This is a genomic window from Mesoflavibacter sp. (genome assembly GCF_964226795.1).
GTDB classification, from domain to species: Bacteria; Bacteroidota; Bacteroidia; order Flavobacteriales; family Flavobacteriaceae; genus Mesoflavibacter; species Mesoflavibacter zeaxanthinifaciens.
The window spans coordinates 49313-64403 of record NZ_CAXQQP010000009.1 but is presented as its reverse complement, the minus strand read 5'-3'; the positions used below and the strand labels follow the sequence as shown (position 1 = coordinate 64403).

Here is a 15091-nt window from a genome sequence, read left to right as displayed (position 1 = left end):
ATAGCTAGTTATTTTGAAATAAGAAATAGCTAAAAACGAAAATAAACAAAAATCAATGTAGTTAATTAGTTAATTGATTTTAAGATATTAAAAGTTATTAACTACTATTTTAAATGAAAAAGTTACGTCTTGGATTTAAAGATTTCTGCTTTCGCAGAAATTGTTTTAACCAATAATCATTCCTGCAATTGTAGCTGATATTAGAGAAGCAATTGTACCTCCAATTAAAGCTTTTATACCAAATTGCGATAATGTTTTACGTTGTCCAGGTGCTAAAGAACCAATACCACCAATTTGAATTCCGATAGAAGCAAAATTTGCAAATCCACAAAGCATATATGTAGCCATAATAATTGACTTTTCATACTTTAAATGTGTTGGATTTGCTATGTTTTTTAAGTCTGCTAATTGAATGTATCCAATAAATTCTGATGCTGCTAATTTGATACCTAATAATTGTCCCATTAAAGCCATGTCTTCTTTAGCAACACCAATTAACCACATAAGAGGCGAGAAGATGTAACCTAATATTAGTTCTAATGAAAGACTCTCATAAGGTGTGTTGCCAGCAATCCAGCTGTTTAATCCAGTGTAATATCCAAACTTTCCAAATATAAAATTAATCATAGCGATAAAAGCAACAAAAACTAAAAGCATAGCACCAACATTAACAGCAAGTTTTAAACCTTCTGTAGTACCGTTAGCAATAGCATCTAAAATATTAGATCCAATTTTTTCTTGAGAAACAGAGACGTCTGTATTTACTTTTTCGGTTTGAGGATATAGTATTTTTGAAATAACAATAGCACCTGGAGCAGCCATAACAGATGCTGCCAATAAGTGTTTAGCATAGAATAGGCGTAAAGCTTCATCTTCACCTCCTAAAAATCCAATGTAAGCGGCAAGTACAGCACCAGCAACAGTAGCCATACCACCAATCATAACAAGAAGCATCTCAGACTTATTCATTTTTTCCAAGTATGCCTTAATTAAAAGAGGTGCTTCGGTTTGTCCTAAAAAGATGTTACCAGCAACAGATAGACTTTCTGCTCCAGAAATTCTCAATAATTTAGATAATAACCATCCGAAAGCTTTTACTACTATTTGAATTATACCCAAATAATATAATACAGAGGTTAATGCTGAAAAGAAAATGATAGTTGGTAACACTTGAAAGGCAAAGATAAAACCGAAAGTATCCATATCAACTACCAAGCCTTCAAATAAAAATTTGCTTCCTGCTCTTGTAAAATCTAGAACTTGAACAAAAAGTCCACCAACAAGTTCAAAACCATTTTTTATAAAATCTACTTTTAAAACGCCTATTGCAATTAATAATTGAAAAGCTAGACCTATTCCAACAATTTTCCAATCAATAGCTCTACGATTACTACTAAATAGAAAAGCTATTACTATTAAAGAAACCATACCTAGCGCACCACGCCATAAACTATTAAATGAAAATCCTTGATTTGGGATTATTTGATTTGATTCTGCAACAGTTGTTTCTTTTTTGGATTTAGGTTTTACAACAAATTTATAGATGTTTTCTTTTTGGGATAATACTAAAGTTGAATCTGTTAAGTTTTTAATTTTAAACCTTTTTGTCATTTCAAAAGGTGTATCATAATAAAAAACTAAAACTTTATTTTGAAAAATATAATCTCCACTAGCATCTTTTAGCTTAAAAGAACCTTGATTTAATTTAAGCTCTGTGTTTTTTTGAATTATTAGCGGTTTGGTGTCTGTAGAATTGATATTAATGTTACTAGTGTCTAACAACCAATCTTTACTAATATCTTGCGCTAAAGTAGAGGTAAATGCAAGTAAGAAGGTTACTGTAACAATTAAAAATTTTTTCATCTGTAAAAAGTGTAAGTTATCTTTTAGATATTTCGTCTCTAATTTTTGCTGCTTTTTCGTAGTCTTCGTTGTTAACAGCTTCATCTAAAAGTTTATGGAGTTCTTCTATGTTTTTAGACTGTAATTCGTCTTCAGAAGAAGGTTCTAATTCTAATTCTTCGTTAATTATCTCATTAACAAGTACATCATCGTCTTCGCTGTCTTCATCTTTTGGATCTACTTTTAAGTAGATACCAGCTTTGTCTAGAATATTTTTATAAGTAAAAATAGGAGCTTGAAAACGAAGTGCTAATGCAATAGCATCACTGGTTCTTGCATCAATAATTTCTTCAATTTTATCACGTTCGCAAATTAATGAAGAGTAGAAAACACCATCTACCAACTTGTGTATGATGACTTGTTTTACGACAATATCAAAACGGTCTGCAAAATTTTTAAATAAGTCGTGGGTAAGTGGTCTAGGTGGTTTAATTTCTTTTTCTAAAGCAATAGCTATAGATTGTGCTTCAAAAGCACCAATAACGATAGGTAATTTACGGTCTCCGTCAACCTCATTTAAGATAAGCGCATAGGCGCCATTTTGGGTTTGGCTGTACGAAATTCCTTTAATATTTAGTCTTACTAAACTCATGCAATCAAAAACACAAAGAACTGTTTAAATTAGGACTTTACCAAACCGTAAGGGTTAGATTTTTGTGCAAAATTTAAACAGTCCTTGTTATATCAGACTTAAAGTTAAAAAAAATTAAGCGTTTGCTGATTTAAAAGCTTTTAATTTTTCTATAAGTTGAGGTACGACTTCAAAAGCATCACCAACAACTCCATAATCTGCAGCTTTAAAGAAAGGTGCTTCTGGATCTGTGTTGATTACTACTTTTACTTTAGAGGCGTTAATACCAGCTAAATGTTGGATGGCACCACTAATACCAATAGCAATATAAAGGTTAGAAGCAACAGGTTTTCCTGTTTGTCCAACGTGTTCGCTATGTGGTCTCCAGCCTAAGTCAGAAACTGGTTTAGAGCATGCTGTTGCTGCTCCTAAAATGTCTGCTAATTCTTCAACCATTCCCCAGTTTTCTGGACCTTTTAAGCCACGACCAGCAGATACTACAATTTCTGCATCTGCAATAGTTACTTTGTCTGTTACTTTATCTACAGACTCTACAGTAACTCCTGACGAAGCAATTTCCGGAGAAAAATCTTCAGAAGAAGCACTTGCACTGTTTTCAACTAAGCCAAAAGAGTTGTTTGATACACCAACAATCTTTACATCTGTATCTATAGTTGTAAAGTTAAATGCTTTATTTGTAAAAGCAGTACGTTTTACTGTAAAAGGAGAAGTAGATGTAGGTACAGCTACTACATTAGATGCATATCCTGCGTCTAACCCTACAGATAATAATGGAGCTAAATATTTGCTGTCTGCGCTTTGACTAAGTACAACAACTTTTGAGCCTTCTTGCTTTGCTGCTTGAGATAAAACTGAAGCATAAGATTTTGCATTAAACTTTGCTAAACCATCGTTAGATACATTAAGTACTTTGTCTACACCGTATTTACCTAACTCTGAAGTGTCATTTACATTAACTGCAACAGCAGTAACGCTTGTGCCCATTTGGTCTGCAACCGCTTTAGCGTAAGATGCAACCTCAAAAGCAGCTTTTTTAAAAGTTCCGTTTTCTGATTCTGTATATACTAAAATTGACATGTTTATAATATTTTAAATTCTGAAACTAATTTTCGTAATCTAACGATTAGATTACTTTAGCTTCGTTGTGTAAAAGGTTAACTAATTCGTCTAAGTTATCAGGAGCAACTAAAGTTACTTCACCTTTTGGAGCTGGTTTTTCAAATTTTACAGTTCCAGTTTCTGTACTTGCGCCGTTAGGTTCAACTACATTTAAAGGTTTTTTTCTAGCCATCATAATACCTCTCATATTTGGTATACGTAAGTCGCTCTCTTCAACTAAACCTTTTTGTCCTCCGATTACTAAAGGCAATGTAGTAGAAACACTTTCTTTACCACCATCAATCTCTCTAACAGCTTTAGCGTTTGTGCCATCAACCTCAAGACTAATGCAGTTAGTAACAAAGTTAGCGTCAACCATTTCTGCTAACATACCAGGTACCATTGCACCGTTATAATCAATAGACTCTCTACCTGCAATTACTAAATCGTAACCACCATCTTTTACAACTTTAGCTAATTCTTTAGCAACTTGATAACCGTCTTTAGCTTCTGCATTTACTCTAATAGCAGTATCTGCACCTATAGCTAATGCTTTTCTTAATGTAGGCTCAGTTTCTGGTCCTCCAACATTAACAACGTCTACAGAAGCACCTTGTTTTTCTTTAAACCACATTGCTCTTGTTAAACCAAATTCGTCATTTGGATTAATTACAAATTGAACACCATTTGTGTCAAACTTTGTATCACCATCTGTAAAATTAATTTTTGAAGTAGTGTCTGGTACGTGACTAATACACACTAAAATTTTCATATTTTTTAATTTATTTAGTTTTTAAATTTATGCCTTTAGACCTACTAAATCGTTATAGTAACATGGGTTAATCAGCAATTTTTTATAAAATTTTAAAGCAAAAAACGCTCTAAAATCTTGTGGTTACGAAGATATGGAAATATTTTTAAAATTTACTATGCGTGCATAATAAATTTTAAAGAATTCTTTTACTGTAAGTTTTTTATTAATTCTTATTTTTGCAATTCAAATAGATATTTTAATGAAAACAATACAGTTTAGAGAAGCTATTGCTGAAGCCATGAGCGAAGAAATGCGTCGTGACGAAAGCATCTACCTTATGGGTGAAGAAGTAGCAGAATATAATGGTGCTTACAAAGCATCTAAAGGTATGTTGGACGAGTTTGGTCCAAAACGTGTTATTGATACACCAATTGCAGAGCTTGGTTTTGCTGGTGTAGCTATTGGATCTACCATGACTGGTAATAGACCGATAGTAGAATATATGACCTTTAACTTCTCTTTAGTTGGTATTGACCAAATTATAAATAACGCTGCAAAAATTAGACAAATGTCTGGTGGACAATTTAAATGTCCAATTGTTTTTAGAGGTCCAACAGCTTCTGCAGGACAATTAGCAGCTACACATAGTCAAGCTTTTGAAAGTTGGTTTGCTAATACACCAGGTTTAAAAGTGGTAGTGCCTTCTAACCCATATGATGCAAAAGGTTTATTAAAATCTGCAATACGCGATGATGATCCAGTGATTTTTATGGAATCTGAACAAATGTATGGTGATAAAGGCGAAGTGCCAGAAGGAGAATACACTATACCATTAGGTGTGGCAGATATTAAGCGTGAAGGTACAGATGTAACTATCGTTTCTTTTGGTAAAATTATAAAAGAAGCTTATAAAGCTGCAGACGAACTTGAAAAAGATGGAATCTCTGTTGAAATTATAGATCTTCGTACAGTTAGACCAATGGATAGAAAAGCTATTTTAGAGTCTGTAAAGAAAACTAACCGTTTGGTAGTTTTAGAAGAAGCTTGGCCATTTGGTAACGTAGCGACTGAAATTACATACCTTGTACAAAGTGAAGCATTTGATTACTTAGATGCGCCAATTGTAAAAATAAACACAGCAGATACGCCTGCACCATATAGTCCAGTATTGTTAGAAGAGTGGTTACCAAACCATAACGATGTGATAAAGGCTGTTAAAAAAGTAATGTACAAATAAAAAATTATTATTTTCGTTATATCAAAACTTCATTAGCACGATTGTTGATGAAGTTTTTTTGTTTATAAACCAAAATTAATGAATAGACTTCTTTCTGTCCTTTTTTTTCTTTTTAGCATCATTTCTGCGTTAGCACAAACCAAAGTTAGTGGTCAAGTTTTTGACGCATCAAATAATCCGGTGCCTTTTGCAAATGTAATTTTTAAAGGTTCTTCAATAGGAGTAATAACTAATGAAGAAGGAACATTTTATATTGAAGATGAAAACAATTGGGACGTATTAAAAATATCTTTTATTGGTTTTGAAACTCAAGAAATTCAACTTGAAAAAAGAGTAACTTATAAGTTAAAGGTGACGCTTAAAGAAGAAGCTGCTGCATTAGATGAAGTTGTTATTGTCTCTGGTAAACAACCTAAAAAAAACAATCCTGCGATTGATATTCTAAGAAAAATTTGGGCAAATAAACGTAGTAATGGACTTAAGCAGTACAAACAATACCAATATGATAAATACGAAAAGGTAGAATTTGACCTTAACACCATAGATAGTTCGCTAATAGATAGTAAGTTGTTTAAAGGTATGGAGTTTGTATTTGATCAAGTAGATACTTCTAAAGTTACAGGTAAAACGTATTTACCAATGTTTATTAACGAAGCTGCTAGTGAGGTTTACGGTGATAATGTAATTAATGAAAAACGAGAAATTTTAAAAGGAAATAAAAACTCAGGATTTAGTAATAACCAGGTAATTATTGACTTTGTAGACGATTTGTATTCAGACTATGATGTATACGATAACTATTTAAAGTTTTTTGATAAAAGTTTTGTTAGTCCAATCTCTCGTACCGGAATACAAACGTATAATTACGTCCTTTCAGATAGTGCATATATTGATAACAAATGGTGTTATAATATTATTTATTATCCTAGACGTAAAAACGAACTTACTTTTAAAGGCGATTTTTGGGTAGCAGATACCACATTTGCATTAAAAAACATCAATATGCAAGCCTCTAAAAGCGCTAATATAAATTGGGTGAAAGAAATTTATATAGAGCAAGATTTTGAAGTGTTAAACGATTCAGTCTTTTTAATAAAAAGAGATTATTTTATGTCAGATTTTGCCTTTAATAAGAAGGAAAAATCTAGAGGAATTTACGGAAAACGTACCACACTTTACGATAATTACAAGTTTGATAAAGAAAAGGATCCTAAGTTTTACAAGCAAAAAGTTTACAGCTTTGATGAAGATATCTATAATCAAGATGATAGTTTTTGGGATAAAAACCGTATGGAGTCCTTAAGTAAAGACGAAAAAGGTGTTTACGTCATGTTAGATTCTTTAAAAAAGACTAAAAAATTTAAAAGACTTTACAACTTAGGAAGCATTTTAGCATCTGGTTATATAGAGTTTGATGATTTAAATTTAGACTACGGACCTATATTTTCAACCTTTGGTTATAATGAAGTTGAAGGTGTTAGATTAAGAGCTGGCGGACGTACTTATTTTGGGCAAAATGATTTATGGCGTATAGAAGGATTTACAGCGTACGGTTTTAGAGACAATAAGTTTAAATATGGTATTTCAGGAAAATGGTTATTAGATAAAAAAAGCAGATTAATAATTTCTGGAGGAAACCGTCGTGATGTAGAACAAATAGGGGCAAGTCTAACTAATAGCACAGATGTTTTAGGACGAAGTTTAGCAAGCTCATCAGTAGTAGGAACAGGAATAAACGATAAATTAACCAATATTAACCTAAGTACTCTAGCAATAGAAGCAGAACCATTAAGAAACTTTGTAACTCGTTTAAGCGGAAGTTACAGAACCTTAGAGTCTGCTTCAAACACATTTAGTTTAGATTATTATACAGACGCAACTCAAACAACGACAAAATCTGAAGTAAAACAATATGAAACCGCAATCTCTTTATCTTATTTTCCAAAAAGAGAAATGACAGGTTTTGGTGTAGAACGAAGAACAAAAAACGATGATTTTGCAAGGCTTTTTGCGCAGATTTCTATTGGCGATCAAAGTATTTTAAATAGTGATTTTGATTATACTAAAGTTCAATTTTCATATACACAACCTTGGGCTATTGGTGGTTTTGGTAGACTGTACACAACCGTAGAAGCAGGTAAGACTTTTGGAGAAGTTCCTTTAGGTTTGTTAAGTGTTGTGCCAGGTAACCAAAGTTATTTTTCAATATATAATACTTTTTCAAATCTTGATTTTTATGAGTTTATTACCGATGAATATGCAACACTTCATATAGAACATAACTTTAACGGAAGATTATTTTCGCGTATCCCATTCTTAAAAAAATATAATTTAAGAGCTATTCTAGGAGCAAGAGGTGTTATTGGTAATATATCTCAAGACAACAGAAATATTAACGCTTCAGGATTAATTTATGAAGCTCCAAACAGAAAACCTTACTATGAGTATAGTTTTGGTGTAGGAAACATTTTTAAAGTCTTTAGAATAGATTTTAACTTTAGAGGTAACTACACAGATCCTGTTTTATATCCAGATGCCAGAAAATTTGGTGTAACCGGTAGTTTTGGCTTTTATTTTTAAAAAAGTGCAAGCTATATGTAAGTTACTATACCAATTTTCCAAAGTCAAACTCTTTTCTCTTGCCTAAACCTAAATAATCACTTACTTTTGCATCCCTTATTTTTAGATAGTTAATAAATAAATAACGCTATTAGCGTATAAAATAATTAAGATGAGCCCAAAAGGAGAAACAACATTTGATGCTTTAGTAGAAATTCCTAAAGGAAGCAGAAACAAATATGAATATGACTTTGATTTAAAAAAAATACGTTTTGACCGTATGCTATTCTCTTCGATGATGTATCCAGGAGATTACGGATTTATACCACAAACATTAGCTTTAGATGGTGACCCGTTAGACGTTTTAATTTTAGGTCATGAGCCTACGTTTCCAATGTGTGTTGTAGAGGTAAAACCAATCGGAGTATTCCATATGGCAGATGAAAAAGGTCCAGACGAAAAAATAGTTTGCGTACCAGTATCTGATCCAATTTGGAATTCTAAAAATGATATATCAGATATTAATCCTCACCGTTTAGATGAAATTACTCACTTTTTCCAAGTATACAAAGATTTAGAAAAAAAGAAAGTAGATGTAGGAAGTTGGGGAGATGCTAAAGAAGCTTACGAAATTGTAAGCAAATGTGTAGATAGATACGAAAACAGCGAGCATAAAGCAAACGGCGATTTCTTAATTTAATTTAAGAAAATTATACCCGCTAAAAACGGGGATTTTATAAACATTTTAAATATTCAAAACCCTTACATATTGATTGTAAGGGTTTTTGTATTAGATTCCATTTTGTTACATTTACGATAATTAACACTAACAAATCAAAATAAATATGGAATCAAACATGATTTATTTGCCAATAGCATTGGCAATTCTCGGACTTGTTTTTATGTTCGTTAAAATGGCTTGGGTAAAAAAACAAGCTGCTGGAAACGAGAAAATGCAAGGTATTTCTAAAGCTATAAAAGAAGGTGCTTTAGCATTTCTAAATGCAGAATACAGATTATTAGCAATATTTGTAGTCATTGCTTCAATTGCATTATTTGGAATATCTCAAGTTGTATCAACAACTAGTTGGATGATTATTCCTGCATTTATTATCGGAGCTGTTTTTTCTGCTTTAGCAGGAAATATAGGAATGAGAATTGCTACAGACGCTAACGCACGTACTGCCGAAGCTGCAAAAACAAGTTTACCACAAGCGTTAAAAGTGTCTTTTGGTGGAGGAACAGTAATGGGATTAGGAGTTGCCAGTTTAGCAGTTTTAGGGCTTAGTTTACTATTCTTATTGTTCTTAGGGCAATTTATGGGTAATGAAGATTCTTTTTATAAAAATATGACTATCGTTTTAGAGACCTTAGCTGGTTTTTCTTTAGGAGCAGAATCTATCGCACTTTTTGCTCGTGTTGGTGGTGGTATTTATACTAAAGCTGCAGATGTTGGTGCCGATTTAGTTGGAAAAGTAGAAGCAGGTATACCAGAAGACGATCCGCGTAATCCAGCAACAATTGCAGATAACGTAGGAGATAATGTTGGTGATGTTGCCGGTATGGGAGCAGATTTATTTGGTAGCTACGTCGCAACAGTATTAGCTGCAATGGTATTAGGTAACTATATCATAAAAGATATGGCAGATGCTGGGACAGTATTAGAATCTTTTAATGGTATGGGACCAATCTTACTACCAATAGTCATAGCTGGTGTTGGTATTTTAGCTTCAATTATAGGGACGTTTTTAGTTAGAATTTCTTCAAATGAAGCTAAAGAGTCTCAAGTTCAAAAAGCACTAGATGTAGGAAACTGGGTTTCGATAGGTATTACACTTGCTGCAAGTTGGTTCTTAATTCGTTGGATGTTACCAGAAACAATACAAATGAGCTTCTTTGGGGAAGGTGTAAAAGCTATTCCGTCAAGACATGTCTTTTATGCAGCTATGATTGGATTAGCAGTAGGCGCATTAATCTCTATGGTAACAGCACATTACACAAGTTTAGGTAAAAAACCAGTTTTAGATATAGTAAAAAATAGTTCTACAGGAGCGGCAACAAACATTATTGCAGGTTTAGCTGTAGGTATGAAATCTACTTTCTTGTCTGTAATTTTATTTGCAGCAGCAATCTATGGGTCGTATGCATTAGCAGGATTTTATGGTGTTGCATTAGCAGCTTCTGCAATGATGGCAACAACAGCAATGCAATTAGCAATAGATGCGTTTGGACCAATTGCAGATAACGCTGGTGGAGTAGCAGAAATGAGCGAACTTGAGCCACACGTAAGAGAACGTACAGATATTTTAGATTCTGTAGGTAATACAACTGCAGCAGTAGGTAAAGGGTTTGCAATAGCATCTGCAGCCTTAACAGCGTTAGCATTATTTGCTGCTTATGTAACTTTTACAGGTATTGATGGTATTAACATTTTTAAGGCAGATGTGTTAGCAATGTTATTTGTTGGAGGTATGATTCCTGTCATTTTCTCTGCATTAGCTATGCAATCTGTAGGTAAAGCAGCAATGGAAATGGTGCAAGAAGTACGTCGTCAGTTTAAAGAAATTCCTGGAATTATGGAAGGAACTGGTACGCCAGAATATGCAAAATGTGTAGATATTTCTACTAAAGCAGCATTAAAAGAAATGATTTTACCAGGATTAATCACAATTATCACTCCGATAATTATCGGATTAGTTTTTGGAGCCGAACCTTTAGGAGGTTATATGGCTGGTGTATGTGTGTCTGGTGTTATGTGGGCAATTTTCCAAAACAACGCTGGTGGCGCATGGGATAATGCTAAAAAATCTTTTGAAGCAGGTGTTGAAATAGATGGAAAAATGGAGTATAAAGGTAGTGAAGCGCATAAAGCAGCAGTTACCGGAGATACTGTCGGAGACCCATTTAAAGATACGTCAGGACCATCTATGAATATTTTAATTAAGTTAACCTGTCTAGTAGGATTAGTAATAGCTCCAATCCTAGGGAATCACGATGCGGAAGAAGGTATGGCAATGAATAAAGATGTTGAGGTTACAGTAAATAATAGTAATAAAAAAGAAGTTAAAGTAAAGGTTATTATGGAAAAAAATAATGACGGAACTGTAACTGCAAACGTAACATCAACAACAGTTAGTAACGGAGAATCTTTTGTGAAAAAGCACGTTTTTACAGGAACAGAAGAAGAAGTTAATGCAAAAATTAATGCTTTAGAAAATGCTAAAGACAGCAATAACAAAAAAGTGAATAAGCAAATAGAAGTTACAAAAGAAGAGATTAAAAACTTACCTCAAGCTTAATACTTTAAGTATTATAAAATTAAAGACCTGCTATTGCTTTTAGCAGGTTTTTTTTGTGTTATATTTGAATCTAATATGAGCTGGTTTAAAAAAGATCCGTTACAAATAATTTCATTTTTAAGTTATGGTACACAACACCATTTCTATATACGTGGTCGCGCTTTAGAAGACGAAACTATTAATTTAGAAGAAAAAAGCTTGTGGAATCTTATCCTTAATACTTGGAAGCGTTTTGAAACCGACGAAATTAAAAACACCAAACTAAAAATAACCTTACCAGACAACAGGGTTTATTATACAAAAACCGATAAAGATGGATACTATAAAATAGATGTTAATAATGAAGATTTAAAACATCTAGTTAATGAAGAAGGTTGGTTAAATTTTGAGCTTTCTTACGATGAACCTAACATAAAACGTACCATTCAAAAAGAAAACCGTTTTAAAGGTGAAATGTTAATACCTGCTAAAGATGCAGATTTTGGTGTAATAAGTGACATTGATGATACGATTATTCATACCGGAGTAGCTTCATTTTTAAAATGGCGTGTTATTTTTAATACCTTTTTAAAACATGTACAAAGTAGGATGCCTTTAGAAGGCGCAGCAGAGTTTTATCATCTTTTACATCGTGGTACAACTGGTAAAAAGGCTAATCCTATATTTTATGTAAGTCATAGTCCATGGAATTTATACAGATATTTAGAGTTTTTTTTAAAAACTAACAACTTTCCTAAAGGACCAATATTGCTTCGTAGTTTTAGAACTATTTTTAAAAAGAAAACATCTACTTGCAAGCCTCAAAAACAACTAGAAATTACTAATATTTTAAATACCTATCCTAATCTACCTTTTGTATTAATTGGAGATAGTAGTGAGCATGATCCAGATATTTATTTAGAGTTAGTCAATAGTTTTCCTAACCGTATTAAAGTTGTTTATTTGCGTAGTGTATTACATAAACAGAAAATGCAGCGTGTTAAAAAACTATTGGCAGATTACAGTATTCCTGTTATGTTAGTAGACAACAGCAAAGAAGCTATTGCGCATGCTAAAGGTTTAGGTATTATTAAGTAAACCCGCGTTAAGGATTGAAGTGAAAAACCCACAGCGAAGCATGAGCGAGGATTTGTAACGTAAAGCCTGACCCTTTAGGGTAACGCCAAAAAAAATCTAAAATAATCCGTTAATTTGCGCGTCTATTTTATTAATGATATTACCTAAGTCTTCAGGATTTGCAACAAAATCTAAATTATCTACGTCAATTATTAATAAGTTTCCTTTGTCATAATTATGTATCCAAGCTTCGTAACGCTCATTAAGTCGGCTTAAATAATCGATGCTTATAGAGTTTTCATAATCACGACCTCTTTTGTGGATTTGAGCTACTAAATTTTGAATAGAACTACGTAAATATATCAATAAGTCTGGACCTGGCACAAAAGATTGCATAAGATCAAAAAGTGATTTGTAATTTTCATAATCACGATTTGTCATTAGTCCCATAGCATGAAGGTTAGGTGCAAAAATATGTGCATCTTCGTAAATGGTACGGTCTTGTATAATGTCTTTACCACTTTCGTTTATTTGGGTGACTTGCCTAAAACGACTATTTAAAAAATAAACTTGTAGGTTAAAACTCCAACGTTCCATTTGGTTATAAAAATCGTCTAAATATGGGTTGTCTACAACATCTTCTAATTGAGCTTCCCAGTTAAAGTGTTTAGCTAATAATTTGGTTAGCGTAGTTTTACCTGCGCCTATATTTCCTGCTACAGCAACGTGCATAATTAGTCGGTTTTAAGTTGAAATTTAGATAAAAAATTAAGGGTGTAAATATACAGGATTTGATTGGTTACAAAAAACTGTTTTATTAACATATTTGAAGTTTTAATTTCTTTTTGTGTTTGGTCTTTTGAGTTGTAATAGATTAACCCATCATTGGTTTTTATGATTAAGTTTTCTTTAGTGGCTTGAAGTTTTGTAAAACCAGTGTTTGGTATTTTGTAAACTAAGCTACCAAAGTAGTTGTAGCAGTACAAAAAATTATCTGTTAGTAGCCAACAGTAATTGTAATTACTAGTTAGGTCTAAAACTTTAGAGCTTACAGGTATAGTTTTGTATCGTGTTTTTTTAGTTTGAAAATCAAATAATTCTAAATACTGAAAGTCTTGATTGTAAATCCAAATAGTATTATCAAAACCAGTAGTGACATGGGTGATGTTTTTATAATTTTCAGCAGAATTAAAATCAATTTTTGCTACTTCAGCTAGACGGTTGTCAAGAATAATAACCGTATTAAAGTCTGAATAAAACAAATTAATCTTTAAAGAGTTAAAAGCGTTAGCACTAGTAATTTGACCTAACTGAAAGTTACTATAGTTTAAAGTGTCTTTGCTAGTCGCTTTTTTAAAGGTGTTGTTTTTAATAAAGTAAGTTGCTTCAAAATTATCTATGCCAACTAGCCAATCTGCTTTTAGAGATTTTTTTTCAATAAGAGTAGTAGTGATTTCTTCTTGAGCAAAACAAGAAGAGCTAACAAAAGCAAGTAAAATTAAAAGCTGTTTCATTAAGATACAATGTACAAATTTCAAACCATATTTGTAACAAAATCAGCAATTTTACTACTAATTTTTTATTAGTAAATAATTAACATTTCAGAATTAAACTATTGGTTAATTTCAAAGTCAAATAAAAGATTAAAATTTAATACTTAAAATTTTTAAAATGAATTTAAGAACTACCTTAAAAACCTATGGATCAATATTTATTATGTTGATTGCTTTTGGTTTACATGCTCAAAATGATTTTCAAGGAGAAGCAGTTTACATGTCAAAAACGACAGTAGATTTAGATAACTTTGGAGGCAGAGAGCTTAGTCCAGAACGTAAGAAAATGATTATGGAGCGTATGAAATCTATGCTAGAAAAAACCTTTATACTTACGTTTAATAAAACAGAATCGATGTATAAAGAAGACGAAGCTTTAGAGTCGCCAGCACAAGGAGGAATGCGTATGATGGGCGGAATGGGAAGCAGTGGTCCAGTTTATAAAAATGTAAAAACAAACGAGTACTTACAGGATCAAGAGTTTTTTGGTAAGCAATTTTTAATTAACGATAGTTTACCAAAATACGAATGGAAAATGACAGGCGAAACCAAACAAATTGGTCAATACATGTGTTTTAAAGCAACAGCTGTAAAAAAGGTAGATGCTGCAGATTGGACAAATATGCGTCGTAGAGGTAGAGATGAAGACAAGAAAAAAGATGACGAGAAAGAAGATGCAGAAGAACAAAAAGATAGCACAAAAAAAGAAGAATTTAAAGATCCATTTGATGAGATAGAAATCCCTGAAGAAATAGAGATTACAGCATGGTATACTATGCAAATACCAGTAAGCGCTGGACCTGGAGAATATTGGGGATTACCAGGATTGATTTTAGAAATAAACTCTGGAAGAACAACTATTCTTTGTACTAAAATAACTTTAAATCCTGAAAATAAAAAGGAAATCAAAAAACCAACTAAAGGTAAAGAAGTTGGTAGAGAAGAGTATCAAGACATAGTAAAAAAGAAAATGGAAGAAATGCGTGCCATGTTTAGAGCAAGACGTGGCGGTAGAAGAAACTAACCAAGTACTTACCAACT

General features: G+C 32.5%; 12 protein-coding genes. 6 read left to right on the top strand and 6 right to left on the bottom strand.

The features are described 5' to 3' along the window. Positions 1-165: 165 nt before the first annotated feature. The 4 genes from ACEQT4_RS08755 to ACEQT4_RS08740 all read right to left on the bottom strand — a co-directional run bounded on the left by ACEQT4_RS08755 (position 166) and on the right by ACEQT4_RS08740 (position 4364). Positions 166-1863 (bottom strand): NupC/NupG family nucleoside CNT transporter, encoded by a 1698-nt coding sequence (locus ACEQT4_RS08755; protein WP_370227037.1) that lies wholly within the window; start codon positions 1861-1863, stop codon positions 166-168. 16 nt (positions 1864-1879) lie between these two features. After that, the gene (locus ACEQT4_RS08750; RefSeq protein ID WP_370227036.1) at positions 1880-2494 is read right to left on the bottom strand and encodes a bifunctional nuclease domain-containing protein; all 615 of its coding nucleotides are present in this window, start codon (positions 2492-2494) and stop codon (positions 1880-1882) included. Positions 2495-2608: 114 nt separating this feature from the next. Next, positions 2609-3571, bottom strand: a complete 963-nt coding sequence (locus tag ACEQT4_RS08745) for an electron transfer flavoprotein subunit alpha/FixB family protein (protein ID WP_370227034.1) — start codon at positions 3569-3571, stop codon at positions 2609-2611. Between the two features lie 46 nt (positions 3572-3617). After that, a complete protein-coding gene (locus ACEQT4_RS08740) occupies positions 3618-4364 on the bottom strand; it encodes an electron transfer flavoprotein subunit beta/FixA family protein (protein WP_027880508.1) in 747 nt (248 codons plus the stop codon). 241 nt (positions 4365-4605) lie between these two features. Between ACEQT4_RS08740 and ACEQT4_RS08735 the strand changes: the two genes are divergently transcribed. The 5 genes from ACEQT4_RS08735 (at position 4606) to ACEQT4_RS08715 (ending at position 12518) form a co-directional block, all read left to right on the top strand. After that, positions 4606-5583 (top strand): pyruvate dehydrogenase complex E1 component subunit beta, encoded by a 978-nt coding sequence (locus ACEQT4_RS08735; RefSeq protein ID WP_370227033.1) that lies wholly within the window; start codon positions 4606-4608, stop codon positions 5581-5583. A 78-nt stretch (positions 5584-5661) separates the two neighbouring features. Beyond that, complete coding sequence (locus tag ACEQT4_RS08730) at positions 5662-8163, top strand: DUF5686 family protein (RefSeq protein ID WP_370227032.1); 2502 nt, start codon at positions 5662-5664, stop codon at positions 8161-8163. Between the two features lie 151 nt (positions 8164-8314). Continuing rightward, on the top strand, positions 8315-8842 hold the full coding sequence (locus tag ACEQT4_RS08725; RefSeq protein WP_027880511.1) for an inorganic diphosphatase: 528 nt from the start codon (positions 8315-8317) through the stop codon (positions 8840-8842). A 145-nt stretch (positions 8843-8987) separates the two neighbouring features. Continuing rightward, the gene (locus ACEQT4_RS08720; protein ID WP_370227030.1) at positions 8988-11441 is read left to right on the top strand and encodes a sodium-translocating pyrophosphatase; all 2454 of its coding nucleotides are present in this window, start codon (positions 8988-8990) and stop codon (positions 11439-11441) included. A 75-nt stretch (positions 11442-11516) separates the two neighbouring features. Further along, positions 11517-12518 carry an App1 family protein gene (locus ACEQT4_RS08715; protein WP_370227029.1) on the top strand — a complete coding sequence of 334 codons (1002 nt, stop codon included), beginning with the start codon at positions 11517-11519 and terminating at the stop codon, positions 12516-12518. A gap of 96 nt (positions 12519-12614) precedes the next feature. On the opposite strand, the gene ACEQT4_RS08710 is transcribed toward ACEQT4_RS08715, so the two are convergent. Together ACEQT4_RS08710 and ACEQT4_RS08705 are read right to left on the bottom strand one after the other, a co-directional pair. Next, entirely contained in the window at positions 12615-13229 is a 615-nt protein-coding gene (locus ACEQT4_RS08710) for a deoxynucleoside kinase (protein WP_027880514.1), read from the bottom strand. Positions 13230-13231: 2 nt separating this feature from the next. Further along, the gene (locus ACEQT4_RS08705; RefSeq protein ID WP_370227028.1) at positions 13232-14011 is read right to left on the bottom strand and encodes a hypothetical protein; all 780 of its coding nucleotides are present in this window, start codon (positions 14009-14011) and stop codon (positions 13232-13234) included. A 157-nt stretch (positions 14012-14168) separates the two neighbouring features. Here ACEQT4_RS08705 and ACEQT4_RS08700 point away from each other — a divergent pair, with 157 nt between their 5' ends. Then, positions 14169-15074 carry a GLPGLI family protein gene (locus ACEQT4_RS08700; protein WP_370227026.1) on the top strand — a complete coding sequence of 302 codons (906 nt, stop codon included), beginning with the start codon at positions 14169-14171 and terminating at the stop codon, positions 15072-15074. Positions 15075-15091: the final 17 nt, after the last annotated feature.